Origin of the sequence: Streptomyces sp. NPDC051286 (assembly GCF_044455345.1) — a bacterium.
Classification (GTDB): domain Bacteria; phylum Actinomycetota; class Actinomycetes; order Streptomycetales; family Streptomycetaceae; genus Streptomyces.
Map to the genome: position 1 here is coordinate 138,077 of NZ_JBITER010000003.1, position 26,874 is coordinate 164,950.

Consider the following 26,874-nt stretch of genomic DNA (forward strand, 5'->3'; position numbering starts at 1 on the left):
AGGGTGGGCGGATGATGGCCGCCATGAAGAGGGTCGCCCTGGGTGCCATGGCCGTCGCGCTCGTTGCGGGAGTCGCCGGCTGTTCCGGCTCCGGTTCGGCTTCGGGTTCGGCTGTCGGGGCTGCCGGGCCGGGTGCCGAGAAGGGGGCCGCCGGGCCCAAGGGAAACGCCCCCGAGAAGGCCTTCCGGCTTATCGGCGACGGCTCCACCTCCTTCACCGGCAGCCAGCCGAAGCAGCCCGTACCCATGCGCTTGACACCTGGTCAACAGCCCCCGCAGTTCGTGGTGTTCTCCTGGGACGGCGTGGGTGGGGACAGCCAGGAACTCTTCTCCCGCTTTCGCGAGGTCGGCAGGAAGTACCACGCGAACATGACGTACTTCCTCAGCGGCGTGTACATGCTGCCGGAGGAGAAGCGGGAGCTCTACGACCCGCCCAAGCACAACGCGGGCAGCTCCGACATCGGCTTCAACGAAATCAAGGGGATCCGGGACACCATCACCCAGATCCGGGGCGCCTGGCAGGACGGCGACGAGATCGGCACCCACTTCAACGGCCACTTCTGCGGCCCGGACGGTGGTGTCGGCACCTGGTCGGTCGCCGAGTGGAAGCGCGAGATCAGCCAGGCCAAGGCCTTCGTGAAGAAATGGAGGACGAACGTCCCGGACCTCGCGGACGAGAAGCCGCTGCCCTTCGACTACGACACGGAGCTGGTCGGCGGCCGCACCCCCTGCCTGGAGGGGCGGAAGAACATGGTGGTCGCAGCGCGGTCGATGGGCTTCCGCTACGACTCCAGCGGCGCCGACAAGCAGGTCTGGCCGAAGAAGAAGGACGGCGTCTGGGACCTCTCCCTGCAATTCGTGCCGGTGCCGGGGCGGGGGTTCGAGACGCTGTCGGCGGACTACAGCTTCATGATCAACCAGTCCGGGACGACCATGCAGGGCGACCCTGATCAGTACGAGTACTGGGGCGATCAGATGCGCGACGGCCTGATTCAGGCCTTCGACCGCGCGTACGAGGGAAACCGGGCCCCGCTGGTCATCGGCAACCACTTCGAGTCCTGGAACGGCGGCACATACATGCGCGCCGTCGAGGAGACCATCGAGGCGGTCTGCACCAAGGAGGGAGTCCGCTGTGTGTCCTTCAGGCAGCTGGCCGACTGGCTGGACGCCCAGGACCCGGCGACACTGGCGAAACTCCGCACGCTCGACGTCGGCCAGGCACCGAAGGAGGGCTGGGCGGCCCATCTCGCCGCCCAGGCCTCCGGACCGGCCAGGACCCCGGGAGCCGCCAAGGCTCCCGGTAAATCCGGCACGAAGCCGGCGGAGCACTGACGCAGGTCGATCCGCCGCCCGCCGGGTCGTCGGTGGACGGGGCTTCGGGCGACCGGCTCACGCGGGCTGTACGGCGGCTGCCTGTGCGCTCCGCTCGTCGAGCACGAAGGCGGGGTCGATTTGGGCGGCCAGGTCGGCGCCCGTCTTCTCGTTGCCCCAGCTCTCCGCGTTCTTCAAGTGGAAGTGCACCATCTGTCGTGTGTAGCGCTCCCAGTCGCGCTGCTCGTACGAGTCCTCCGCGGCGTTCTGCAGAGCTTGCAGGGCCATCCGGTTGTCCGCCTCCAGAAGCTCGAAGCGGGCCGGGCGTCCCTTCTCCATCGCCCGGACCCAGTCCGAGTGGCCGACCGTGACCAGCAGGTCGTCGCCGACTTCGGCGCGCAGGAAGTCCAGGTCGTCCTGGCCCTGCACCTTGTTGCCCACGACCTTCAGGGCGACCCCGAAGTCCCGTGCGTACTCCTTGTACTGGCGATAGACCGAGACGCCCTTACGGGTCGGCTCGGCGACCAGGAACGTCATGTCGAAGCGGGTGAACATGCCGGACGCGAACGAATCCGAACCCGCGGTCATGTCGACGACCACATAGTCGTCAGGGCCGTCGACAAGGTGGTTGAGGCAGAGCTCGACCGCGCCGACCTTGGAGTGATAGCACGCCACCCCGAGATCCGACTCGGTGAACGGTCCGGTGGCCATCAGCCGGATCTCCCCGTCGTCGAGACCGACCGCGCGGGCACACGCGTCGTAGACCGGGTTGTCCTCGCGGACCCGCAGCAGCCGCGAGCCCTCGCCGGGCGGAGTCGTCTTGATCATTGTCTCCACCGAGGCGATGCGGGGGTTGCTTCCCCGCAGGTACTCCTTGATCAGGGGCAGGTGCGCACCCATGGCGGGCAGCGCCGCGGCCTCCTCCTCGTCGAGGCCGAGCGCGGCCCCGAGGTGCTGGTTGATGTCGGCGTCCACCGCGACGACATGGGCTTCATTGGCGGCAAGGTGGCGGATGAAGAGCGAGGACAGCGTGGTCTTGCCGCTGCCGCCCTTCCCCACGAAAGCGATCTTCATGTTCACCTAGGGTAGCGGTGTAACTGCGCTGTGCAGTCGCACTTCGTGAAGAAGGCCACTCCGGGGTGGTAAGGGCGCGGGGGGCGCGTAGCCTCGCTACTTATGAGTACGCCTGCCTCAGATCCGCTCGCCGCCCTGGGTGCCCTGCCGGGTGTCACCGATGCGGTGGACTCCGTACGCAAGGCCGTCGACCGGGTCTACGGCCACCGCGTGATGCGACGCCGCAGTAACGAGATCACCGCGGAGGCGGCGCTCCGCGGCGCCCGCGGCTCCGCCGCGCTCTCCGGTGCCGACTGGAACCTGGAGGAGGTTCGGCGGCGCACCGACTTCAGCGGCGACGAGGAGTCGCAGGTGATCGGCGCCGCCCTGCGGCTGACCGCGGAGGCGGGCCAACTGCTCTCCATCTGGCGGCAGTCGCCGCTGCGGGTCCTCGCCCGGCTGCACCTTGTGGCGGCAGGCGGGGCAGCGCCCGACGACGCAATCGGCCGCCCGCGGCTGGCCGGTGAACCGGTCGACGAGCCGCTCATCGAAGCGCCGCTGCCCGACGCCGACGAGGTCGCCGGCCGGTTGGAGGGGCTCTCCGGCTTGATCCTTTCGGGAAGCGCGGCGCCCGCACTGGTGACGGCCGCGGTCGTGCACGGCGAACTGCTGGCGCTGCGTCCCTTCGGCTCGTACAACGGCCTCGTCGCGCGGACCGCCGAGCGGATCGTCCTGATCGGGAGCGGACTCGACCCGAAAGCGATCTGCCCCGCCGAGGTCGGTTACGCCGAGCAGGGCAGAGCGGCGTACGTCGCAGCGTTCGAGGGGTATCGGTCGGGAACGCCGGACGGGATGTCCGCCTGGATCGCACACTGCGGGCGCGCGGTGGAGCTGGGGGTCAGGGAATCGACGGCGGTCTGCGAAGCGCTTCAGCGCGGAGCCGCGTAACGACCCGGGGCTGCCGGAACGCACCTCAACTTGCGGGTCCGTCAAGCCTGTTGTGCTTCGTCATCACTGCCCGATAAAAGGGTTGCGGCGGTACCGTCCGCGGTACCGCCGCTGGCACGTCCACCCAGTTACCATGCGTCCTCGAAAATTGCCCATCAGGACGAGAACTCAGCCCGTTCCCTGGTGCGGCTGGCCCGTAATCGACGGGTCGACGTCGCGTGGGTGCTGGATATTCATGCTCGGTCCGTGGGGCCTTCTCTGCGTTTTCAGGTTAATCCTTTCGGATGTCCTTGGTCTCGCGGGCCGTTGAGTCCTTTGTACTCCAGAGCCAGGACGAGCGGTAGTGCTGGCCGCACTTCTTTACTTTTGCGTTCAAATAAGGACAAGTCGGGCGGGCGGTCGGGAGTGGGATCCGGACGTCGGCGGAGGGTGCGGATGCGAGTGGGTGGCTCCCCGGCCCACGTCCTGGAATGGCGGCCGAGGCGTGTTCGGGTTCGGGCGCAAGTCCGGGCCGAATGCCGGTCCTGGCCGGATGCTGGAGGTCAGCCGGATGCGGTGGTCGTGCGCCGGCGCGAGGTGTACCAGACCAGCCCCGCTGTGAGGGCCGCCGCGCCCATTGCTGCCGCGGCGACGAGTGCCGGGCGCGCCGGCATCGAGAAGGCGGGCAGCCGCTGCTTGAGCCGGACCGGGCGGTCGAAGACGAGAATCGGCCATTCCCGGAGCGTCGCCTCACGCCGCAGCGCGCGGTCCGGATTGACCGCGTGCGGGTGGCCCACGGACTCCAGCATCGGTACATCGGTCGCGGAATCGCTGTAGGCGTAGCACCGCGAGAGGTCGTATCCCTCGGACATGGCGAGCGCCTTGACCGCCTCGGCCTTCGTCGGCCCGTACGCGTAGTACTCCACCTCGCCGGTGAAGCAGCCGTCGTCGCCGACGACCATCCGAGTAGCGACGACCCGGTCGGCGCCCAGCAGCTCGCCGATCGGCTCGACGACCTCGGCGCCCGAGGTGGAGACGATGACGACGTCGCGTCCGGCGGTGTGATGTTCCTCGATGAGGGTCGCCGCCTCGTCGTAGATGATCGGGTCGATCAGATCGTGCAGGGTCTCGGCGACGATTTCCTTCACCTGCTGGACGTTCCAGCCCTTGCAGAGCGCGGAGAGATATTCGCGCATCCGCTCCATCTGGTCGTGATCGGCGCCCCCGGCGAGGAACACGAACTGTGCGTACGCGGTGCGCAGTACGGCGCGGCGGTTGATCAGTCCGCCTTGGTAGAAGGACTTGCTGAAGGTCAGAGTCGATGACTTCGCAATGACCGTCTTGTCCAGGTCGAAGAAGGCTGCTGTGCGCGGCAAGGAGTGGTTTTCCACAAGGCAGAGCATAGGGGGACACCATTCGGCGTAAACTCTGGTGCGCGGGTTTGCCTGAGAAGGCTCTCGGGTACACCATGGAAGTCACGGATCGTTCGCGACCGTGCTAACCCGGTCCGACTCCTCCCCCCCCGAGTCGGCCGTGGGGACGACCCCCGCTCTCCCCCCCGGCGGGGGTCGTCGCATGTCCGGACGCGTTTCTGCCGCTCGGAATCAAACATTCCGCCTCCTTCCCACTGCGACGGCGTGTCTTTTCGAGCCTGTCGCAGGACCCTGTTTCGTCACAGTGTGTAACGGATGTGCTGCTCTCCGGAAGTCCTCGGTTTGGGTGACCGAGATATTCACAACGGTGGAGTTGTCCACAGTTTTAGAGCAAGATCCACACGATTTTCCGAAGCGCTGCACGGTGATTCCACCCGCGAAGTCCGCGGGTTCCGGATATCGCCGAACTCGGAACGCGCCGAGATCGCTGCGAATCCGCGGTGAAGGTGCAGTGAGAAGGGGGCGGAGATCGTGACTGAATCCATCGCACGGGATCGTCTGCCGGTCGTCGGAGAACGCCGGGGCGGACCGTTGATCGTGACCGAGGATGCGGAACTGCTCGACGATCTGCTGAGGCTGTGCGCGGCCGCCGGCGCGGAGCCTGAGGTGCACCACACGCTGCCCGAGGGAAGGGGTGGCTGGGAGCAGGCGCCGATGGTCCTGGTGGGTGATGACGCGGCCCCGCGGTGCCGCGGAGCGCTGCGCAGGCAGGGCGTGATGCTCGTCGGGCACGACCAGGATGCACCGGATGTCTGGCGGCAGGCCGTCGAGATCGGGGCCGAATATGTGCTACGGCTGCCCGATGCGGAGAGCTGGCTCGTCGATCAGATCGCCAATGCGGCAGAGGGGGTGGGGCGGCCCGCTCTCACCGTCGGGGTGATCGGCGGGCGGGGCGGCGCCGGCGCGTCCACGCTGGCCTGTGCTCTCGCTGTGACCGCGGCCAGGGCCGGGCGGCGGACGATGCTGATCGATGGCGATCCGCTGGGTGGCGGCATCGATGTGCTGCTCGGCGGCGAGCGGGCCGAGGGAATGAGGTGGCCGGATTTCGCTCATTCCAAAGGACGGGTGGGCGGTGGCGCCCTGGAGGAGTCGCTGCCCGCACTGCACGGGCTGCGGGTGCTCAGCTGGGGGCGTGACGACTGGGTGGTCATCCCGCCGCAGGCCATGGAGGCGGTGCTGGCGGCCGCCCGCAGGCTCGGCGGGGTGGTGGTCGTCGACCTGCCGCGCCGGGTCGACGAGTCGGTGGCGAAGGCGCTTGCGCAGCTGGACCTCGGGCTGCTCGTGGTCCCCGGTGAACTGCGGGCGGTCGCGGCGGCAAAACGCGTGGCGTCGACGGCCGGGATGGTCCTGGGCGACCTGCGGGTGGTGGCACGCGGCCCCTACGCGGCGGGGCTGGACGAGCGCTGGGTGGCGCAGGCGCTCGGCTTGCCGCTCGCCGGTGAACTCCCGCTGGAATCAGGTTTGCTGGCGGCTCAGGACGATGGAGTGCCGCCCGGCTCGGGTGCACGCGGACCGCTCGCCAGATTCTGTACGGCGTTCTGGGAGCGGGCACTTGCCGGTGGAGCCGGCGGCGGCCCCGGTGGGGAAGGTGCGTCGTGACCGACGGACTCCTCGACGCCGTGCGGCAGCGGCTCGCGCAGAGCGGCGCCGCACCGACCCCGGCCGGGGTGGCGGCTGCGCTACGCGCCCAGGGAAGGCTTCTCGGCGACGCCGAAGTGCTCGGCGCGGCAGAGGAATTGCGTGGCGAACTGGTCGGTACGGGAGTGCTGGAACCGCTGCTCGCCGATCCGGCGGTGACGGATGTGCTGGTCTCCGCACCGGACCGGGTGTGGGTGGACCGGGGCAGTGGGCTCGAACTCACCGGGGTGACCTTCCGCGACGCTCCGGCGGTGCGCAGGCTGGCACAGCGGCTCGCGGCGGTGGCAGGGCGGCGGCTGGACGATGCCCGGCCCTGGGTGGACGCGCGGCTTCCGGACGGGACCCGGATGCATGCGGTCCTGCCGCCGGTGGCCGTGGGTTCCACCTGTCTGTCGCTGCGGGTGGTGCGCCCCCGGGCCTTCTCGCTGGCGGAGTTGGTCGCGGCGGGCACCGTACCGCTGGGTGGTGACCGGGTGCTGCGGGCGCTGGTCGAGGCCCGGGTCTCGTACCTGATCAGTGGCGGGACGGGGGTGGGGAAGACCACGTTGCTGTCGAGTTTGCTGGGTGCCGTCGGAGAGCGGGAGCGGATCGTGCTCGCCGAGGACTCGGCGGAGCTGCGGCCGGACCATCCGCATGTGGTGCGGCTGGAGTCACGCCCTGCCAACCAGGAGGGTGCCGGACGGGTGACTCTGCAGGACCTGGTGCGGCAGGCGCTTCGGATGCGGCCCGACCGCCTGGTGGTCGGAGAGGTGCGGGGCGCCGAGGTCACCGAACTTCTCGCTGCGCTGAACACCGGCCATGAGGGTGGCTGCGGGACGGTTCACGCCAACGCTGCCGAGCATGTACCGGCGCGGCTGGAGGCGTTGGGGACGGCAGCCGGTCTTGACCGGGTGGCGCTGCACAGTCAGCTGGCGGCGGCACTGTCGGTGGTGGTCCATCTTGCACGGGACCGGGCCGGGGTGCGCCGGATCGCCGAGGTGCATGTGCTGGAGCGGGATGCGGCCGGGCTGGTGGTGACCGTGCCCGCGCTGCGGTGGGGTGCCGACGGCTTCGTCCACGAGCGGGGCCGGGAGCGGCTGCGGTCGCTGATCGGGGGTGCGCTGTGACCGGTGGCGCGGCGGTGGGGGGCCCGGAGTACGCGACGTATGCGTCGGCCGTGTGCGCGGGGGCTGCAGCCTGGCTGGTGGTGGGGAGGGGCCAAGGAACGCGGCGGGCGCGGGTGTTGTTCGTCGGTTCGGTGCTGGAGCCGGAGCCGCGGATCGGCCGGGACCGGGTCCGGCTGTGGTGCGCGGGCATGTTCCGGGAGCGGCGGGAGTGGCTGTGTCTTCCGGTGGCGTTGCTTCTCGCTGTGCTGGGCGAGTCCCTGCTGCCGGTGGTCGCGGGGGCGCTGGCGGTACCACTGGTGCGGCGATGGCTTCGTAAGCGGGCCGGGCGGCATGAGCAGGAGCGCAGAGCGGATGCCGTGGTGGCGCTGTGCGGCGCGGTGGTGGGCGAGCTGCGGGCCGGGCGCGAGCCGGGGCAGGCACTGCTGGTGGCGGTGCGTGACACGGGGGCGATGGGTGCGGCGGAGGCCGCGGTGTCGGCTGCGGCGCGGTTCGGCGGCGATGTGCCGGGGGCCCTCGGGCAGGCGGCGCGCGAACCCGGGCTGGAGGGGCTCGCCGGGGTTGCGGCCTGCTGGCGGGTGGCGGTCGACGGCGGCGCGGGGCTGGCAGCCGGTCTGGACCGCCTGGAGGGCGCGTTGCGGGCAGAGCGGCGTCGGCGGGAGGAGTTGCGGGCGCAACTGGCGGGGGCCTGGTCGACGGTGGCCGTGCTGGCGTTGCTGCCGGTGCTCGGTCTGGGACTGGGGGCGGCGCTGGGGGCCGATCCGTTGGGGGTGCTTCTGCACAGTCCGGCCGGGCTGGTCTGCCTGCTGGTGGGCGGGCTGCTGGAGACGGCCGGTCTCTGCTGGGCCGGCCGGATCGTACGGGCGGGGGAGCGGCCATGAGCGAAGGGGCCGGCGTGGTGGCGCACATTGTCCGCGGGCCGGTTCCGGTGGCGGTCGCCCTGGGCGCGGTCGGATACCTGGCTGTCTGCTTGGCCGGGCGGAGGCGGCATCGGGTGGCGCGCCGCCGGGGCGCGGCGCTGCTGGCGGTCGACGCCGGGAGGCGGTGGCGCGAGCGGTCGGTGTCCGGGGCCTGGTTGAAGAACTGGGCCATGCCGCTGGGCGCCGTGGTGACGGGCTGGTTCCTCGTCGGTGGTTCGTGGGGGTGCGCGGTCGGACTGGTGGCGGCGTACGGCACGTGGCGATGGCAGCGGACGCGGCATCGGCGCAAACCCGCCGCGTCCGCTGCGGAAGTTGCGGAGACCGAACGCCGGCTCCCGTTGGCGGCCGACCTGTTGGCGGCGTGCATCTCCGCAGGAGCCGGCCCGAGGGAAGCGGCCGAGGCGGTCGGGGAGTCGCTGGGCGGTCCGGTCGGCGAGCGGCTGGCACGGACAGCGGCGGAGATCCGGCTGGGCGGCGAACCTGCCCTGTCCTGGGGGAGGTTCGGAGAGATTTCGGGCGCCGGCGCGCTGGCCCGCTGTCTGGACCGGGCGGGTTCGACCGGGGCTCCGGCGGCGGAACCGGTCGCTCGGCTGGCCGAGGCGATGCGGGCGGAACGGTCGAGCGAGGCCGTGGCGCGCGCCCAGCGGGCCGGCGTGCTGATTACAGCTCCGGTGGGGCTCTGCTTTCTGCCCGCCTTTCTGGCGGTCGGTGTGGCGCCGGTGGTCATCGGCCTGGCGAACGGGCTCCTGCAAGCCCGATGAGCAAAAGCATCCAATCAGTGGCGAGTTTGTGCAAAAGAACACTTCTGGGGGTTGACATGGCATGGCAAATCAAGCGCATCAGGGGTTGGGCACGGCGTGTGGCGCGCCGAGTCCGGACGGACCGCGGGATGACGACGTCCGAGTACGCGGTGGGGACGATCGCCGCCTGTGCGCTGGCGGCGGTGCTCTACAAGGTGGTCACGAGTCCGCCGGTCATGGCGGCACTGCAGTCGATTCTCACGGACGCCCTCGATGCCAAGGTCTGAGAGGCGTTCGGGGAGCGGAGTCGGGGGCCGCGAAGGGGGCGGAGGCGACCGCGGTGCGGTGACGGCGGAGGCGGCCATGGTGATCCCGGTCCTGATGTTGTTCGCTCTGGCTCTCCTCTGGGCGCTGATGGCCGCCGCCGCGCAGATCCGGTGCGTGGATGCGGCAAGGGCCGGCGCGAGGGCGGCGGCCCGGTCCGAACCCGAGGCACAGGTGCTGGCTGTCACCCGCTCGGTGGCACCCGACCGGGCGCGTGTGGAGGTGGAACGGGCCGGGGAGCTGTGGCGGGTACGGGTGGCTGCGCCGACGCCTGGACCGGGTGCGCTGGCCCTGACGCTGAGAGCGGACGCGGTGGCGATGGCCGAGGACACGCTGGGGGCGGAGCTGTGACGGGGGCGATCGGAGCGGCGCCCCTGCGACAGAAGCGATGTGTGCGACGGATGTGGTGTGTGGGGCGGGTTCGACGGGCGTTGGGGGTGGTGGGTTCGCGCGGGTGGGGGGAGGGGCGTGATCGGGGGGTGGCGACAGTGTGGGTGGCGGTGACCACGGCAGCGCTGTGTGCGGTGTTCGCGGCCGTGCTTGCGCTCGGCCAGGTGGTGGTCGCTCGGCACCGGGCCGGCGGGGCGGCGGACCTGGCGGCCCTGGCAGCGGCCGACCGGGCCCTGCGCGGGGCCGAGGCGGCGTGCAGGGCGGCTGCGGAGGTGGCCGAGGCGCAGGGTGCGGCAGTGGTCCGGTGCGCGGTGCAGGGGGAGATTGCCGATGTGACGGCCCTGGTGCGGTTCGGGCCGTACGCACCCGAGGTCAGGTCCCGGGCAGGCCCTCCGACGGGCGATCCCGGTCCGATTCCGGGCTCGGCGGTTCCCCCGCCTGCTCCGGGTCCGCCGGTGCGGAGCGGAGAAGTTCGGTGAGGAGGCGTACGGCCCCCCGCTTGTGCAGCGGATCGTTTCCGTTGCCGCACTTGGGGGACTGGATGCACGACGGGCAGCCCGCTTCGCACTCGCAGGACGCGATGGCCTGGCGGGTGGCGGTGAGCCAGCTGAGGGCGGTGTGGAAGGCCCGCTCGGCGAATCCGGCGCCGCCCGGATGCCCGTCGTACACGAAGACCGTCGGCAGCAGGGTGTCCGGATGGAGGGGGATGGAGACGCCGCCGATGTCCCAGCGGTCGCAGGTGGCGAAGAGGGGCAGCATCCCGATCGACGCGTGTTCGGCGGCATGCAGGGCGCCACCGAGGATCTCGGGGTTGATGCGGGCGGCGTCCAGCTGGTCCTGGGTGACCGTCCACCACACCGCGCGGGTGCGCAGTGTGCGGGGCGGCAGATCGAGCTTGGTCTCACCGAGAACCTCGCCGGTGATCAGTTTGCGACGCAGGAAGGAGACGACTTGGTTGGTGACCTCCACGGAGCCGTAGCAGAGCCTTCCGTCACCCCAGGGGATCTCTGTGTCGGTCTCCAGGACGGTGATGGAGGTGGTGTCGCGGGCGGTCGTCGAGTACGGCGGACTGGCTTCCTCGACCAGCGCCACCGAGTCCTCCAGATCCAGTTTCCGGACGAGATAGGTGAGGCCCTGGTGGAGATGGACGGCCCCTTCGTGGACGGCGGTGTGCGCGGCCGACTCGTCGACGGTGCCCAGCAGCCGGCCAGTGCCTTCCTCGACGATCTGGACCGGGCGGCCGCCCTCGCCACGGATGTCGGTGAGATCGGCCGCCCGCTCGCGCCGGGTCCAGTGCCAGCCCGAGGCCCGCTTGCGCAGCAGCCTCGCGGCCTCCAGCTGCGGCAGCAACTCGGCCACAGCCGGCCCGAACAGCTTCAGGTCGCTCTCGGTGAGCGGAAGCTCCGCGGCGGCCGCGCACAGATGGGGGGCGAGGACGTAAGGGTTGTCCGGGTCCAGAACGGTCGACTCCACGGGCTGCTGGAACAGAGCCTCGGGGTGGTGGACGAGGAACGTGTCCAGCGGGTCGTCGCGGGCCACCAGGATGGCCAGGGCGCCCTGGCCGGAGCGCCCGGCGCGGCCCGCCTGCTGCCACAGCGACGCCCTGGTGCCGGGGTAACCGGCGATGACGACGGCATCCAGGCCCGAGACATCGATACCGAGTTCGAGGGCGGTGGTGGCGGCCAGACCGAGCAGCCGGCCGGAGTGAAGGGCGCGCTCGAGGGCGCGGCGTTCCTCGGGGAGGTAGCCCCCGCGGTACGCGGCGACCCTGGAGGGCAGTGAGCGGTCCACCTCGGCGAGGCGTTCCTTGGCGATGACGGAGATGAGCTCGGCGCCGCGCCGGGAGCGCACGAAGGCGACCGAGCGGACGCCTTGGACGGTCAGGTCGGTGAGGAGGTCGGCGGTCTCGGCGGTGGCCGTACGGCGTACGGGGGCGCCCTTCTCGCCGTGCAGCTCGGTCAGCGGTGGCTCCCACAGGGCGAAGACCATCTCGCCGCGGGGCGAGGCGTCGTCTGCGACCTCTGTGACCGGAAGGCCGGTGAGGCGGCCCGCGGCGACCGAGGGCTGCGCGGCGGTCGCCGAGGCGAGCAGGAAGACCGGATCGGCTCCGTACCGGGTGCACAGGCGGCGGAGCCGCCGCACCACCTGGGCGACATGGGAGCCGAAGACGCCGCGATAGGTGTGGCACTCGTCGATGACGACATAGCGCAGGGCGCGCAGGAAGGAGGACCAGCGCGGATGGGACGGGAGGATCCCGCGGTGCAGCATGTCGGGGTTGGTCAGGACGTAGTTGGCGTACTGACGTACCCATTCGCGTTCCTCGACCGGGGTGTCGCCGTCGTAGACCGCGGGCCTGACCGCGTTGCCGAGCGGGGCCGCGAGGTCCTTGACCGAACGCCGCTGATCGGCGGCGAGCGCCTTGGTGGGGGCCAGGTACAGGGCGGTCGCGCCACGGCCGTTGGGGGCCTCCGAGCCGTCGAGCAGGGCGCTGAGGACCGGTGTCAGATAGGCGAGCGACTTGCCGGAGGCGGTTCCGGTGGCGATCACGACGGATTCGCCGTCCAGGGCGTGCTCCGCGGCGGCCGCCTGGTGTGCCCACGGGTGGTCGATACCGGCCCGCTGGACAGCGGCGATCACTTCCGGCCGGATACGATCGGGCCAGATGGCATGGGTACCTGTTCGCGGGGGCAAGTGCTCCGTATGAGTGATGCGCGCGGACCGGCCCGCCGCTGCGGCGAGCCGGTCGAGGACCATGGCGGGAGTGGGGCGGGAGTCCCTGCTCTCGGGTGGTCGACTGGGGCGGTGATTCTTGGCCATCGGCACCGAGTGTGTCACCGCTGTGACGGACAATGGTCCCAAGGCGTCGTGCATGGCTGCTGGTAAGTGATTGAATGCCATCGCGGCTGGCGATCCGTCCCCTGGCTCCGTCGGGGAGACCGAGGGGCGACCGCTCGATAGCAAGGTGCTGGAGGATCCGTGGACCTGTCCTTGTCGACTCGCAATGTGTCCGGCCCTGGTGGCGACCGTACGGTCGTCGAGGTCGGTGGCGAGATTGATGTGTATACCGCGCCCAAGCTGCGCGAGCAGTTGGTCGAGTTGGTGAATGACGGCAGCTACCACCTGGTTGTCGACATGGAAGGTGTCGACTTCCTCGACTCCACCGGCCTCGGCGTGCTCGTGGGCGGCCTGAAGCGTGTCCGGGCCCATGAGGGCTCACTGCGCCTGGTCTGCAACCAGGAGCGCATTCTCAAGATCTTCCGGATTACCGGTCTGACCAAGGTGTTCCCGATCCATACCACGGTCGACGAGGCTGTCGCGGCCACCGACTGACGGCTGACCGGCTGCTTCCGGATCGGCCGGAGGCCGGTCCGGCAGTCAGTCGGCCGGTCCGGCAGTCGGCCGGTCCGGTGCACAGCCGGGTCGGACCGCGGCCCGTTCGGCGGGCGGCTGGTTCGGTGGAAGTCGTGGTGCCGGGTCCTCGGCATTCCGGCAGCCGGCCGGGCCGTGAGACGCCCGGCGGCGGGCTGTCGGCCATCGGTACGGACGGCTTCCGGGCCGACGGGATACCCGTCGGCCGATCGGTGGGCCGGCTGCCGACGGTCGCGCGTCGGCTGTCGGGGGCCGGTGGCTCTGCCGGTTTCCGGAGGAAGAGAGAGCGGGGGTACCGGGCAGTGCGCCCGGGCCCCTGAGATGCACGCCCGTATGTCTGAAGGGGATCGCATGGCCACTGTTGAACTCCGCTTCAGCGCCCAGCCCGAACACGTCAGGACGGCCCGCCTCGTGGCGGCCGCCGTGGCGCGCCGCGCCGGGGTCGACGAGGCAGTGCTCGACGAGGTCCGACTCGCCGTCGGTGAGGCCTGCAGCCGCGCCGTAGGGCTGCACCGCAACCACGGCATCACCGCTCCGGTCAAGGTCGTCCTGACCGAGGAGGAGAAGTCCTTCTCCGTCGAGGTCGGCGACGAGGTGCCTGGCCCCGGTGGGGAGGCCGGAGCCGCCGAGGCGTCCGGGGAGGGGCCCGGCCAACCGGACACCGAGACCGACGCCGACAGCGAGGACGAGATGGGTCTCGCGGTCATCAGCGGCCTCGTCGACGACGTGGAAGTCAGATCGGGGGCCGATGGCGAAGTGATCCGCATGAGCTGGCCCAAGACGCCCACAACGGCGCATCCCTGAGCGCCGGAGGCGTCACAGCGGGCGGGCCCGTTGCGGCGCCGCCCCGACCGTAACTCCTGATCCACTCTCCCGGGGCCCTGCCGAGCAGGGCCTTTTTTCATTTCTGCTTGATCAGCGATCTACGGACAATGCTTCTGCCCCATTACTGCATTCGGATCAATCCGAGGGCGCGATCATTTATCGATCGGCGGGCAAAGTCGATTTACATTTACTGCGGACTGTTTTGATCAGGTTCTGCTCCTTACAATCCGTCCACGTCTTGAGCGCTGAGCGTCAAGGAGGACGTATGGCGGGCTTCATCAACACACCACTGGCAGAACTGCCCGAAGTTTCCGCGCTTTCCGACCGACCCACCTCTCTCGCGGCCGCGGTACTCACCGATGACAACCGCGTCATCGTGATCGTCATCGCGATCGTCGCCGTCGCCGCACTGATCGTCGCCCGGCTGCTGGTCCGCCAGGTGCTGGCGGCCGGTGAGGGCACCGACCGCATGAAGGAGATCGCGGCAGCCGTCCAGGAAGGCGCGAACGCCTATCTGGCCCGGCAGCTGCGCACTGTCGGCGTCTTTGCCGTCGTGGTCTTCTTCCTGCTACTGCTGCTCCCGGCCGACACCTGGTCGCAGCGCGCCGGCCGGTCGCTGTTCTTCCTGGTGGGTGCGCTTTTCTCGGCGACCACCGGATACATCGGCATGCGTCTGGCCGTCCGCAGCAATGTGCGGGTGGCCGCCGCCGCGCGTGAGGCGACTCCGGCGGAAGGCGAACCGGAAAAAGATCTCACCGACGTATCGCATCGGGCTATGAAGATTGCTTTTCGCACGGGCGGCGTGGTCGGCATGATCACGGTAGGGCTCGGGCTGCTCGGCGCCTCGTGCGTGGTTCTCGTCTATGCCGCCGACGCGCCCAAGGTGCTCGAGGGCTTCGGGCTCGGTGCCGCGCTCATCGCCATGTTCATGAGGGTCGGTGGCGGCATCTTCACCAAGGCCGCCGATGTGGGCGCCGACCTCGTGGGCAAGGTCGAGCAGGGCATCCCGGAGGACGATCCGCGCAACGCCGCCACCATCGCCGACAACGTGGGCGACAACGTCGGTGACTGCGCGGGCATGGCGGCCGACCTGTTCGAGTCGTACGCCGTGACGCTCGTCGCCGCGCTCATCCTCGGCAAGGCCGCTTTCGGTGACGCCGGACTGGCCTTTCCCCTGATCGTGCCGGCGATCGGCGTGGTCACCGCGATGATCGGCATCTTCGCGGTCGCCCCGCGGCGCGCCGACCGCAGCGGGATGACCGCCATCAACCGCGGCTTCTTCATCTCCGCGGTGATCTCGCTGGTCCTGGTGGGGGTGGCCGTCTTCGTCTACCTCCCGTCCTCGTACGCCGACCTGGGCGGCGTCACCGACAGCGCGATCACCACGCACAGCGGTGACCCTCGGGTCTTCGCCCTGGTCGCCGTCGCCATCGGCATCGTGCTGGCCGCGCTGATCCAGCAGCTCACCGGCTACTTCACCGAGACCGGCCGGCGCCCCGTCCAGGACATCGGCAAGTCCTCCCTCACCGGCCCGGCCACCGTCGTACTCGCCGGGATCTCCATCGGCCTGGAGTCCGCCGTCTACACCGCGCTGCTGATCGGCCTCGGCGTCTACGGGGCGTTTCTGCTCGGTGGTACGTCGATCATGCTGGCGCTCTTCGCGGTGGCCCTCGCCGGAACCGGGCTGCTCACCACCGTCGGGGTCATCGTCGCCATGGACACTTTCGGACCGGTCTCCGACAACGCGCAGGGCATCGCGGAGATGTCCGGCGACGTCACCGGCGCCGGTGCCCAGGTCCTCACCGACCTGGACGCCGTCGGCAACACCACCAAGGCCATCACCAAGGGCATCGCCATCGCCACCGCCGTGCTGGCGGCGTCGGCGCTCTTCGGCTCGTACCGCGACGCGATCGCCACGGCGGTCGATGGCGTGGGTGCCAAGGCCGGGGAAATGACCCTCAGCCTCGACATCTCGCAGCCCAACAACCTGGTGGGGCTGGTCCTCGGGGCCGCGGTCGTCTTCCTCTTCTCCGGCCTGGCCATCAACGCGGTGTCCCGGTCCGCCGGGTCCGTGGTCTACGAGGTGCGGCGGCAGTTCCGCGAGCGCCCCGGGATCATGGACTACACCGAGAAGCCGGAGTACGGGCGCGTCGTCGACATCTGCACCAAGGACGCGCTGCGTGAGCTCGCCACGCCCGGGCTGCTCGCGGTGATGGCGCCGATCGCGGTGGGCTTCACCCTCGGTGTCGGGGCGCTCGGGTCGTACCTCGCGGGCGCGATCGGCACCGGGACGCTGATGGCGGTCTTCCTCGCCAACTCCGGAGGCGCGTGGGACAACGCCAAGAAGCTCGTCGAGGACGGTCATCACGGCGGCAAGGGCAGCGAGGCCCACGCCGCGACCGTGATCGGCGACACAGTCGGCGATCCGTTCAAGGACACGGCGGGACCGGCGATCAACCCGCTGCTGAAAGTGATGAACCTGGTGGCGTTGCTCATCGCGCCGGCGGTGGTGCAGTTCAGCTACGGGGCGGACGCGAGCGCGGGCGTGCGGGCGGTGGTGGCGGTGCTCGCCCTCACCGTCATCGTCAGCGCGGTCTATGCCTCCAAGCGTCGCGGGATCGCCGTGGGCGACGAGGACGACTCCGATGACGACGGCGGCGCGACTGCCAAGTCGACCGATCCGGCTGCCGTTTCATGAGGCGGGCACAGGGAAGAGAGCGACAGCTCGCGGGGACCCGATCAACCCGGGTCAGCAACTGATCGAGCAAGAGCATGACCTGGTCAAAGACATGACCTGGTCAAAGAACGGGTGGGCGGTGCATTCCGATGCGCTGCCCACCCGTTTGCCGTTCGGCTGCCGCGTTCGTTCACCCGTTCGCGCGTGAGTTGTATCTCCCTCATTTCCCTTGGTGCAAATGGCTACAAAAGGCCATCCGTCGGACACTCGGCACCCGGATGGAGGTCATTTGGCGTGTAAGTTCCGGGGCCGAGAGCCTTGGAAGGGACCAATCCGGTGAACAAGAAGCTTGCAGCCGCACTGTCCGGCGGTGCGGTACTGGTACTGACGTTGTCGGGCTGCAGCGACAACAGTGGCAACGACAACAAGGTCAACGACTGGGCCAAGAAGGTCTGTGACCAGGTCAAGCCCCAGCTGCAGAAGATCGCGAACGCCAACGCCGCCATCCAGCAGCAGACCGCCGACAACAGCAAGCCCGCCGATGTCCAGAAGACCGACTCGGCCGCCTTCCAGCAGATCTCGCAGGCGTACAAGGCGCTGGGCGCAGCTGTGGACTCTTCGGGCGCACCGCCGGTCGACGGCGGCGAGACCACGCACAAGGAGGCCGTGAAGGAGCTCAACGCCTCCTCGGCCGCTTACGCCGGGCTGCAGAAGAAGGTCGACGCGCTCGACATCAAGGACCAGGCGAAGTTCGCCGACGGTCTGAAGAGCATCGCCGACGAGCTGAACAAGATCAGCAACAATGGCGACCAGGCGTTGAAGCAGCTCCAGTCCGGCAAGGTCGGCGTCGCGATGGCCAAGCAGCCGGGCTGCCAGAAGCCGACGGCTTCGGTCCCGCCGGCCGCCGCGCCGTCGAAGACCCCCGAGAAGTCGGCTTCCGCGTCACCCAGCAAGAAGCCCTGACAACGCCGGTACGGCCGGCCCGGCAGCTCCGATGCTGCCGGGCCGCTGCCGTTGTCGGTGGGAGCGGCCACAATGGGCGGGTGAGTACGACCAGTCTCCCCGCGCCCGACCGTTCGCCCCAGCTCCGCGAAGCCCTGCTTGCCGCCGCCTTCACCGCCGACGGTCTCCTCGACCTGCTCGGCGCGCCCGCCTATGCCGCGCTCGCCCGCAGCGAGACGGTTCCGGCACTGCGGGCCACCCGTGGCGACTCCCCGCTCGACACACTGGTGCGGCTCTTCCTGCTTCAGCGCCCCGTCCCGTACGAGCGGGCCCGCGCCGCGCTCCCGCTGGACGCGTGCGTCGAGGACGGCTGGGTGATCCGCGCGGGCGACGAGGTGCGGGCCGCCGTCGATGTGCGGCCGTACAGCGGGCCCGAGGCGCAGGACTGGTTCATCGTCTCCGACCTGGGCTGCGCGGTCGGCGGCGCGGGTGGCATCGGTTCGCATGAGGAGGGGGTGGTCCTCGGCGTCGGTGGGGCGTCGTCCACACTCGCCGGGATCACCGTCCGTACGCCGGTCGCCTCCGCGCTCGATCTCGGTACGGGCTCCGGCATCCAGGCGCTGCACGCCGCGCAGCACGCCACCCGGGTCACGGCCACGGACCTCAACCCCCGCGCCCTTGCCTTCACCCGGCTGACCCTCGCCCTGTCCGGTGCCGCTGCGGCCGATCTGCGCGAGGGTTCGCTCTTCGAGCCGGTCGACACCGAGACGTACGACCTCATCGTGTCGAATCCGCCGTTCGTCATCTCGCCGGGCGCCCGTCTCACGTACCGCGACGGCGGCATGGGCGGCGACGACCTGTGCCGGACGCTGGTGCAGCAGGCCGGGGACCGGCTGAACGAGAGGGGATACGCGCACTTCCTCGCCAACTGGCAGCACGTCGAGGGCGAGGAGTGGCAGGACCGGCTGCGCTCCTGGGTGCCGCGCGACTGTGATGCCTGGATCGTCCAGCGCGAAGTGCAGGACATCACGCAGTACGCGGAGCTGTGGCTGCGCGACAGCGGCGACCACCGTACGGACCCCGCAGAGTACGCCGCACGGTACGACGTCTGGCTGGACGAGTTCGAGGCCCGCAAGACGAAGGGCGTCGGCTTCGGCTGGATCACACTCCGGAAGTCCGCGGCCGCGGCCGACGGGAATCCGTCGGTCGTGATCGAGGAGTGGCCGCACCCGGTGGAACAGCCGCTCGGCGCGGCCGTGGAGGCACACTTCGCGCGCCAGGACTATCTGCGGACGCACGATGACGCGGCGCTGCTCGCCGACCACTTCACGCTGGCTCCGGAAGTGATGCAGGAGCAGGTCGGACTGCCGGGCGCGGAGGACCCCGAGCATGTGGTGCTGCGTCAGAACCGCGGCATGCGGCGCGCGACGAAGGTCGACGCGGTCGGTGCCGGTTTCGCGGGCGTCTGCGACGGGACGCTGCCCGCGGGCCGGATCCTGGACGCGATCGCCCAGCTGATGAACGAGGACCCGGTACTGCTGCGTGACCGTACACCGCAGGCGATCCGGCTGCTGGTGGAGGAAGGGTTCCTGGAGCCGGCGGGGGTGGCCTGATGAGCGCGGAGCGGACGGTGACCGCCGGGTGATCCGGATCGAGCTGGACGAGGCGGCGCTCGGCGCGACCCGGATCGCCATCAGCCCGCTGTGGGACCTTTCTGCAGCCTGCATCTGGCCAAGCCGTACCGTACGCCCTCCTGGCCGTACGAGGGTGGGTCGGGCGGGCCCGTGAAGTGCTGCGCGAGGACGACCGGACCGCGGCGCTGCGGCTGCTGATCGACGGCCCGATGAGTTTCCCGGACTTCCTGCTGCCCCGCCCGGTCGGCGCCTCGTCCGTCGAGGCGGAGCTGGACATCTTCAGGGCCACGCCGTCCGAGGTCGTACGGGCCGGGGTCGAGGAGCACTATCCAGGACTCGGGGACCATCCGCGCATCCGGCCCTACCTGGCGGATCCGGAGCCGCTTCCGTACTCCTGCTGCTGACCGGCGCGAATGTGCCGTGGGAGACCCTGCCGGAGTGGATGCGGGCCGTCGGGGACGTTCTTCCGCTGAGCCATGCCGCCGAGGCCGCCCGGGAGCTGTCCGCAGGGGGATGGCCTCGACTGGGGACGGCTCGGCGCCGAGCTGGCGACGGGGGCCGGATACGCGGTGCTCGCCGTGATCCTGCTGGCGGTGTTCGAACGTGGCAGCCGGCGTCGCGCGACCCTCGACCTGATGTGATCCGGCCCACGAGCGCGGCCCGGGCGGAGCGCGCCCCCGTGGGCCGCGGCCCTGGAGTTCACCCGGGGTTCGCACCGGTGTCGCCCCCGAGTGACAGCCTCCCCCTGACTCGACACGGGCATCGGTCCCGGGCCGGGCGGTCACGGAAAGGCGTACGGGCATGGAGAGCGGACCTGCGGTATTCGCCGGAACGACGTTCGCGCTGTTCGGGACCGCGCTGCTGGTTTGGACAGGGGCGCGCCTCGCACACCGCGCGCCGGTGGCGTACGGGGTGCGCCCCGTTGCCTCCGCCACACTCGCCACTGTGTTCGGCGTACTTTTCCTCGTCCTCGGTGTGTGGTGCTTCACCCGTATCTGATCCACGGCTGCCGCCCCGCCACCCGCGTCGCGGCCGTGTGATCACCCGGCCCGGGACGTGAACACGCCCGGCTGCCCCGCCACTCTCCTCCGGCGGCCGCAGCACCGCCACGGCGCCGCGAAACCCGCAGGCAGCGACCGCGCGCGCCGCGTATCGGGCACTCCGGGCGGCAGGAATGGCGGAAGTCGGGTTACCGTTCGAGTGGCCGTTGCGGGCTTTTGCCGTTTGACACGGGGGCGGGTTGTACCGTCACACTCCGCAGCGACAGCACCGTCGGCAGCGTCATGGCGCTGCCCGGATGCCCACTGAGTGTCGACCGGAGAGAAGAGCGAAGTTGTCCCCGACCAGCGAGACCGCACAGGGCGGCCGCCGACTCGTCATCGTCGAGTCGCCTGCCAAGGCGAAGACGATCAAGGGCTACCTCGGCCCCGGATACGTCGTCGAGGCGAGCGTCGGGCACATCCGCGACCTGCCGAACGGCGCCGCAGAGGTTCCCGACGAGTACACCGGCGAGGTCCGTCGGCTCGGCGTCGACGTCGAGCATGACTTCCAGCCCATCTATGTCGTCAACGCGGACAAGAAGGCCCAGGTCAGGAAGCTCAAGCAGCTGCTGGCCGAGTCCGACGAACTCTTCCTCGCCACCGATGAGGACCGCGAGGGCGAAGCCATCGCGTGGCACCTGCAGGAAGTGCTGAAGCCCAAGGTCCCGGTCCACCGGATGGTCTTCCACGAGATCACCAAGGAAGCGATCCGGGAAGCCGTCGCCAACCCGCGCGAGCTGAACCAGCGCATGGTCGACGCCCAGGAGACCCGCCGTATCCTCGACCGCCTCTACGGCTACGAGGTCTCGCCGGTCCTGTGGAAGAAGGTCATGCCGCGGCTCTCGGCAGGCCGGGTCCAGTCCGTCGCCACCCGACTCGTCGTCGAGCGGGAGCGCGAGCGCATCGCCTTCCGTTCCGCCGAGTACTGGGACCTGACCGGTGCCTTTGCCACCGGCCGTACCGGTGACGCCTCCGACCCGTCGACGCTGACCGCCCGCCTCAGCGCGGTCGACGGCCGCCGGATCGCCCAGGGCCGCGACTTCGGTCCTGACGGACAGCTGAAATCCGGCGCCGGCCAGGTGCTGCACCTGGACGAGACGAACGCCCGGGCCCTGGCCGCCGCGCTCGCCGACTCCGCGTTCGCCGTGCGGTCCGTCGAGTCGAAGCCGTACCGCCGTTCCCCGTACGCCCCGTTCCGTACGACGACCCTCCAGCAGGAGGCGAGCCGGAAGCTGGGCTTCGGGGCGAAGGCCACCATGCAGGTCGCACAGAAGCTGTACGAGAACGGCTTCATCACCTACATGCGTACCGACTCCACGACGCTCTCCGACACCGCGGTCTCCGCGGCGAGGACGCAGGTCACGCAGTTGTACGGCGCCGACTACCTGCCGGACAAGCCGCGTACGTATGCCGGGAAGGTCAAGAACGCGCAGGAGGCGCACGAGGCGATCCGCCCCTCCGGCGACCGCTTCCGCACACCCGCCGAGACCGGTCTGACCGGCGACCAGTTCCGGCTCTACGAGCTGATCTGGAAGCGGACCGTCGCCTCGCAGATGAAGGACGCGGTCGGTAACTCGGTCACCGTGAAGATCGGCGGCCGGGCGAGCGACGGACGCGACACCGAGTTCTCCGCCTCCGGCAAGACGATCACCTTCCACGGCTTCATGAAGGCGTACGTCGAAGGCGCCGACGACCCGAACGCCGAGCTCGACGACCGCGAGCGCCGGCTGCCGCAGGTCGCCGAGGGCGACGCGCTGTCCGCCGACGAGATCTCGGTCGACGGCCACGCGACCAAGCCGCCGGCCCGTTACACCGAGGCCTCGCTGGTCAAGGAGCTGGAAGAGCGCGAGATCGGCCGCCCGTCGACGTACGCCTCGATCATCGGCACCATCCTCGACCGCGGCTACGTCTTCAAGAAGGGCACGGCGCTCGTCCCGTCCTTCCTCTCCTTCGCCGTGGTCAACCTGCTGGAGAAGCACTTCGGCCGGCTCGTCGACTACGACTTCACCGCGCGGATGGAGGACGACCTCGACCGCATCGCGCGGGGCGAGGCCCAGTCCGTGCCATGGCTGAGGCGTTTCTACTTCGGCGAGGGCGACGACGCCGTCAGTGGCGCGGCCTCCGCCGCGGGCAACGGCGACGGCGACCACCTCGGCGGTCTCAAGGAGCTCGTCACCGACCTCGGCGCGATCGACGCCCGGGAGATCTCCTCCTTCCCCGTCGGCAACGACATCAAGCTCCGCGTCGGGCGGTACGGCCCGTACATCGAGCGCGGTGAGAAGGAGGCCGAGGGCCACCAGCGCGCGGACGTGCCGGAGGACCTGGCGCCCGACGAGCTGTCGGTCGAGTACGCGGAGGAGCTGCTGGCCAAGCCGAGCGGCGACTACGAGCTCGGCGCGGACCCGGTCACCGGCAACCAGATCATCGCGAAGGACGGCCGGTACGGTCCGTACGTCACCGAGGTGCTGCCCGAGGGCACGCCGAAGACCGGCAAGAGCGCGGTGAAGCCGCGGACCGCGTCGCTCTTCAAGTCGATGTCGCTGGACACGGTGACGCTGGCGGACGCGCTCAAGCTGATGTCGCTGCCGAGGGTCGTCGGCGAGGACGCCGAGGGCGTCGAGATCACCGCGCAGAACGGGCGCTACGGCCCGTACCTGAAGAAGGGCACGGACTCGCGTTCGCTGACGTCCGAGGACCAGCTCTTCGACATCACGATCGAAGAGGCTCTCGCGATCTACGCCCAGCCCAAGCAGCGCGGGCGCGCCGCCGCCAAGCCGCCGCTGAAGGAACTGGGCACGGACCCGGTGAGCGGTGCTCCGGTCGTCGTCAAGGACGGGCGCTTCGGCGCGTACGTCACCGACGGCGAGACGAACGCGACGCTGCGGACCGGCGACAGTGTCGAGGACATCACGCCGGAGCGCGGCTACGAGCTCCTCGCGGAGAAGCGCGCCAAGGGACCCGCCAAGAAGAAGACGGCGAAGAAGGCCCCGGCGAAGAAGGCGCCCGCGAAAAAGGCGACGACGGCCAAGAAGACGGCCGCCAAGACGACGGCCGCCAAGACGACGGCTGCCAAGAAGACGACGGCCGCCAAGAAGACGACCGCCGCGAAGAAGACGACTGCGGCCGCGAAGAAGGCGTCCGCGCCATCCGTCGAGGACTGACCGCACCGGCGGTCAGGGCGTTCCCGAACACCGGAGGGGCTGGCCATTCCAGCCCCTCCGGCGTACGGGGGAGCATTTCCGCACCCCGCTCGGGCGCCCATATGTTCGGACGGGGCCGTCGCCGACCGCGCCGCTCCGGATAGGCTGGGCGGATGACGCGAGCCGAGCAGCCAACGGTCGTGAGCCCCACCTCCGACACACTTGCCGCAGACTCACGCGAGCGCGCCGTACGAGCCCTGTTGCGTGTTCCCCCGCTGAAGCGGTTGTGGAGCGCCCAGCTCGTCGGGAGTATCGGCGATGCACTCGCCCTTCTCGTGCTGGTGTTGCTGTCGCTGCAAGCGGCGGTCCTTGAGGGCTCATTCGGATCCGGATACCGCGGGGCGGCCTTTGCCGTCGCCGCCGTGTTCGGTGCCCGAATCCTTGCCACGCTCCTCTTCGGAGCCGTACTTCTGGGGCCGCTGACGACGCTCACCGCGCCCGGTGGACCGCTGGACCGGCGGTGGCTGATGATCGGGGCGGACGGCCTGCGGCTCGCGCTGCTCGTCGTCGCGCCACTGTGGATCGACTGGATGCCCGAAAGGGCGCTCATGATGATCCTCATCACCGTCTTCGTCACCGGCGTCGGCGAACGGCTGTGGACGGTCGCGAAGGAGAGTGCCGCCCCCGCGCTGCTGCCCTCCCCGCCCCCCGAGGGCGCCGCGGTACGCCCGCTGCCCGACCACCTCGACGCACTGCGCAGGCTCTCCCTCCGTACGGACTTCGCCGCCGTCCCCGCCGCCGCGGCCGTTCTGCTGATCGCGGCGCTGATCGGCAATCTGCTGTCCTCGGGGCTGGAGTGGTTCTCCTTCCACCAGGCGGCTCTCGGCTCGTACGTCGCGGCCGGGCTGTTCTCCGCCTCGATCTCGATCCTCTACTTCCTCGAACTCCCTGGTTCTCCGACGCCCCGCCCGCGCTCGCCCCTGGAGGGTCTGCGACGGCCGTCCACCGGCAGCGGCCCGGACAAGGGCCGCACCGGCGCCGTCCCGCTGCTCGTCGGCGCGTGCGCGGCCGTCGCCGGAGCGATCGCCGCCGCAGCCGCCGTCGCCGCACTGCACGCCTACGACCTCGGTGGCGGACCGGCCACGTTCGCCCTGCTGATCCTGGCTCTGACGGGCGCCACAGGCGCCGGTATCCGTACCGCGGAGAAGGTGCTGCCCACCCTGTCGCGGCGCCGGATGCTCGCCCTCGCCACCGCTGTCACCGGGGTCGCGCTCCTCGCGATGGGTCTGGTGCCGGACACGGCGACCGTGGTGTTCCTCGCGGTCCTCGCCGGTTACGCGGCGGGTGTCGCGGCCAACACCGGCCACACGCTCGTCGACCAGGAGACCGAGGAGTCCCGCCGGGCCAGGACGGCCGAGCACCTCCAGGCAGTCGTCCGGGTCCTGATCGCGCTCGGCGCGGTCGCGGGACCGCTGCTGGCCGCGGCGATCGGCGCCCACCGGCTGAAGGCCGGCGACTTCGTCTTCGCGCACGGCGGCGCAGCGTTCGCCCTCATGCTCATCGGCGCCCTGCTGCTGCCGGTCGCCGCGATCGTCCTCGCGAAGACGGACGACCGTTCCGGAGTGCCGCTCCGCCGTGACCTGCGCGAGGCCCTGCGTGGCGGCGAGCCGGCTGTCGCCCCCGCCGCCACCGGCTTCTTCCTCGTCCTGGAGGGCGGCGACGGGGCAGGCAAGTCCACCCAGGTCGCGGCGCTCGCCGAGTGGATCCGGGCCAAGGGCCACGAGGTCGTCGTCACCCGCGAGCCCGGCGCCACGCCGGTCGGCAAGCGGCTGCGCTCGATCCTGCTCGACGTGTCGTCGGCCGGGCTCTCGAACCGGGCCGAGGCACTGCTCTACGCCGCCGACCGCGCCGAGCACATCGACTCGGTGGTCCGTCCGGCCCTGGAGCGCGGCGCGATCGTCATCTCCGACCGCTACATCGACTCGTCCGTCGCCTACCAGGGCGCGGGCCGCGATCTCTCCCCGACCGAGATCGCCCGGATCTCGCGGTGGGCGACGAGCGGACTCGTACCGCATCTGACGGTGCTGCTCGACGTCGACCCGGAGACCGCACGGGAACGGTTCACCGAGGCGCCCGACCGGCTGGAGTCCGAGCCGCCCGAGTTCCACGCCCGGGTACGCTCCGGCTTCCTCACGCTGGCCGCCGCGGACCCGACCCGCTACCTGGTGGTGGACGCCGGCCAGGAACCGGAATCGATCACCACCGTCGTACGCCACCGCCTCGACCAGCTCCTGCCGCTCTCCGAGGCCGAGATCAAGGCCCAGGAGGAGGCGCGCAAGGCGGCCGAGGAAGAGGCCAGGCGCAAGGCCGAGGAAGAGGCGGCGCGCAAGGCGGAGGAGGAGCGGCTGGAGCGCGAGCGCCAGGAACAGCTCGCCAAGCTCCGCGCCGAGGAGGAGGAGCGCAAGCGCCGCGAGCTGGAGGAGGCGCGGCAGCGCGAGGCCGAGCGGCAGGCGGAGGAGGCCCGCCGGCAGGCCGAGGAAGCCCGTCGGGTCGCCGAGGAGGAGCGGGTCCGGCGTGAGGCCGAGGAGCAGGCGCGCGAGGCCGAGCAGGAGCGGCTGCGCAGGCAGGCCCAGGAGGAGGCACGGCTGCGCAAGGAGGCCGAGGCGCGGCGGCTGGAGAAGCAGCGCAAGGCGGAGGAGGCGCTGCTGCGGGCCGAGGCTGCCCGGCGGCAGGCCGAGGCCGAGGCGGCCGCGGCGGCGGAGGCCGCCCGCGCGGAGGCGGCCGCGTCCGCTTCCGTCCCGGACAACGAGCTGACGGTGCCGACGCCGGTCGTCAACCCGAACGAGGTGACGCAGCCGGTGCCCTCACCGGTCGACACGCCTTCGGACCAGGCCGAGACCACGATGATCCCGAGAATCAGCGATATGTCCGAGCCGCCTGCGGCACGGGACGCCACGGGCTCCGCAGACGAGACGGCGGTACTCCCGCCGGTACGTGACGAACACCCGGCGGACCGCGTTCCGCGGGGCATCTTCCGCGACGAGCGCCCGGCGGACGCCGTACCGGAGGGTGACAACGAGCGCACCCGGGAGCTGCCGCAGATCGGCGGTCCGCACGCCGTCCCGGAGGCAGCCGAGGAGCGGCGTCCGGGCCGGGGCCATCGCCGTCGCCCGGAGTGGGCCGAGGAGACTCCGCTGGACGATCTGCCGACCCTGGCCGACGAGCTGCTCGGCGACCATGACCCGGACGACGAGGGCCATGGCACCTCCGGACGGGGCCGCCGCCCGCGCCGCTGAGAGCGGCCGCGACGGGTGGCCCGGGCGGTTCGGGGCAGGCCGGATCGCCGGGAATGTCAGACCCTTCCGCCACAATGGGAAACCCCTAGACCACCACCGGAAGGGCGGTGACC

At 70.6% G+C, this 26,874-nt stretch carries 22 protein-coding genes; 19 read left to right on the plus strand and 3 right to left on the minus strand.

The window, feature by feature from the left end:
- Positions 1-11: 11 nt before the first annotated feature.
- Positions 12-1,331: a hypothetical protein gene (locus tag ACIBB8_RS05285; RefSeq protein WP_398949075.1), complete on the plus strand. Its 1,320-nt coding sequence runs from the start codon at positions 12-14 to the stop codon at positions 1,329-1,331.
- A gap of 57 nt (positions 1,332-1,388) precedes the next feature.
- On the opposite strand, the gene ACIBB8_RS05290 is transcribed toward ACIBB8_RS05285, so the two are convergent.
- Positions 1,389-2,384, minus strand: coding sequence for an ATP-binding protein (locus tag ACIBB8_RS05290; protein ID WP_398949076.1), 996 nt, complete (start codon positions 2,382-2,384; stop codon positions 1,389-1,391).
- Positions 2,385-2,486: 102 nt separating this feature from the next.
- Here ACIBB8_RS05290 and ACIBB8_RS05295 point away from each other — a divergent pair, with 102 nt between their 5' ends.
- Entirely contained in the window at positions 2,487-3,311 is an 825-nt protein-coding gene (locus ACIBB8_RS05295) for an oxidoreductase (protein WP_398949077.1), read from the plus strand.
- Between the two features lie 542 nt (positions 3,312-3,853).
- Here ACIBB8_RS05295 and ACIBB8_RS05300 read toward each other — a convergent pair.
- Positions 3,854-4,693, minus strand: coding sequence for an HAD family hydrolase (locus ACIBB8_RS05300; RefSeq protein ID WP_398949078.1), 840 nt, complete (start codon positions 4,691-4,693; stop codon positions 3,854-3,856).
- Between the two features lie 567 nt (positions 4,694-5,260).
- Here ACIBB8_RS05300 and ssd point away from each other — a divergent pair.
- The 7 genes from ssd to ACIBB8_RS05335 are packed head-to-tail and all read left to right on the plus strand — an operon-like array spanning position 5,261 to position 10,317.
- Positions 5,261-6,322 (plus strand): septum site-determining protein Ssd, encoded by a 1,062-nt coding sequence (ssd, locus tag ACIBB8_RS05305; RefSeq protein ID WP_398949213.1) that lies wholly within the window; start codon positions 5,261-5,263, stop codon positions 6,320-6,322.
- Positions 6,319-7,467 (plus strand): TadA family conjugal transfer-associated ATPase, encoded by a 1,149-nt coding sequence (locus tag ACIBB8_RS05310; protein ID WP_398949079.1) that lies wholly within the window; start codon positions 6,319-6,321, stop codon positions 7,465-7,467. Before ssd ends, ACIBB8_RS05310 begins: the two co-directional genes overlap by 4 nt.
- A 14-nt stretch (positions 7,468-7,481) precedes the next feature.
- The gene (locus ACIBB8_RS05315; protein ID WP_398949215.1) at positions 7,482-8,345 is read left to right on the plus strand and encodes a type II secretion system F family protein; all 864 of its coding nucleotides are present in this window, start codon (positions 7,482-7,484) and stop codon (positions 8,343-8,345) included.
- Entirely contained in the window at positions 8,342-9,145 is an 804-nt protein-coding gene (locus tag ACIBB8_RS05320; protein ID WP_398949080.1) for a type II secretion system F family protein, read from the plus strand. The genes ACIBB8_RS05315 and ACIBB8_RS05320 overlap by 4 nt, the downstream gene beginning before the upstream one ends.
- A gap of 56 nt (positions 9,146-9,201) precedes the next feature.
- Positions 9,202-9,411 (plus strand): DUF4244 domain-containing protein, encoded by a 210-nt coding sequence (locus ACIBB8_RS05325; protein WP_398949081.1) that lies wholly within the window; start codon positions 9,202-9,204, stop codon positions 9,409-9,411.
- Entirely contained in the window at positions 9,398-9,799 is a 402-nt protein-coding gene (locus ACIBB8_RS05330; protein ID WP_398949082.1) for a TadE family type IV pilus minor pilin, read from the plus strand. The genes ACIBB8_RS05325 and ACIBB8_RS05330 overlap by 14 nt, the downstream gene beginning before the upstream one ends.
- A gap of 50 nt (positions 9,800-9,849) precedes the next feature.
- The gene (locus ACIBB8_RS05335) at positions 9,850-10,317 is read left to right on the plus strand and encodes an Rv3654c family TadE-like protein (RefSeq protein WP_398949216.1); all 468 of its coding nucleotides are present in this window, start codon (positions 9,850-9,852) and stop codon (positions 10,315-10,317) included.
- Here ACIBB8_RS05335 and ACIBB8_RS05340 read toward each other — a convergent pair.
- The gene (locus ACIBB8_RS05340) at positions 10,211-12,736 is read right to left on the minus strand and encodes a DEAD/DEAH box helicase (RefSeq protein ID WP_398949083.1); all 2,526 of its coding nucleotides are present in this window, start codon (positions 12,734-12,736) and stop codon (positions 10,211-10,213) included. The genes ACIBB8_RS05335 and ACIBB8_RS05340 overlap by 107 nt on opposite strands.
- 78 nt (positions 12,737-12,814) lie before the next feature.
- Here ACIBB8_RS05340 and ACIBB8_RS05345 point away from each other — a divergent pair, with 78 nt between their 5' ends.
- From ACIBB8_RS05345 to tmk, 10 genes are all read left to right on the plus strand, one after another.
- Entirely contained in the window at positions 12,815-13,168 is a 354-nt protein-coding gene (locus ACIBB8_RS05345; protein WP_003967428.1) for an STAS domain-containing protein, read from the plus strand.
- 390 nt (positions 13,169-13,558) lie between these two features.
- Positions 13,559-14,011 (plus strand): ATP-binding protein, encoded by a 453-nt coding sequence (locus ACIBB8_RS05350; RefSeq protein WP_398949085.1) that lies wholly within the window; start codon positions 13,559-13,561, stop codon positions 14,009-14,011.
- 286 nt (positions 14,012-14,297) lie between these two features.
- Positions 14,298-16,730 carry a sodium-translocating pyrophosphatase gene (locus tag ACIBB8_RS05355; protein WP_398949086.1) on the plus strand — a complete coding sequence of 811 codons (2,433 nt, stop codon included), beginning with the start codon at positions 14,298-14,300 and terminating at the stop codon, positions 16,728-16,730.
- Between the two features lie 315 nt (positions 16,731-17,045).
- Positions 17,046-17,672, plus strand: a complete 627-nt coding sequence (locus ACIBB8_RS05360; protein WP_398949087.1) for a small secreted protein — start codon at positions 17,046-17,048, stop codon at positions 17,670-17,672.
- Positions 17,673-17,752: 80 nt separating this feature from the next.
- Positions 17,753-19,264, plus strand: coding sequence for a methyltransferase (locus ACIBB8_RS05365; RefSeq protein WP_398949088.1), 1,512 nt, complete (start codon positions 17,753-17,755; stop codon positions 19,262-19,264).
- A 176-nt stretch (positions 19,265-19,440) separates the two neighbouring features.
- A complete protein-coding gene (locus ACIBB8_RS05370; RefSeq protein WP_398949089.1) occupies positions 19,441-19,689 on the plus strand; it encodes a hypothetical protein in 249 nt (82 codons plus the stop codon).
- A gap of 72 nt (positions 19,690-19,761) precedes the next feature.
- On the plus strand, positions 19,762-19,926 hold the full coding sequence (locus ACIBB8_RS05375) for a hypothetical protein (RefSeq protein WP_398949090.1): 165 nt from the start codon (positions 19,762-19,764) through the stop codon (positions 19,924-19,926).
- A gap of 160 nt (positions 19,927-20,086) precedes the next feature.
- A complete protein-coding gene (locus ACIBB8_RS05380) occupies positions 20,087-20,284 on the plus strand; it encodes a hypothetical protein (protein WP_398949091.1) in 198 nt (65 codons plus the stop codon).
- A gap of 334 nt (positions 20,285-20,618) precedes the next feature.
- The gene (topA, locus tag ACIBB8_RS05385) at positions 20,619-23,486 is read left to right on the plus strand and encodes a type I DNA topoisomerase (RefSeq protein ID WP_398949092.1); all 2,868 of its coding nucleotides are present in this window, start codon (positions 20,619-20,621) and stop codon (positions 23,484-23,486) included.
- A 152-nt stretch (positions 23,487-23,638) separates the two neighbouring features.
- Positions 23,639-26,761, plus strand: a complete 3,123-nt coding sequence (tmk, locus tag ACIBB8_RS05390) for a dTMP kinase (RefSeq protein ID WP_398949093.1) — start codon at positions 23,639-23,641, stop codon at positions 26,759-26,761.
- Positions 26,762-26,874: the final 113 nt, after the last annotated feature.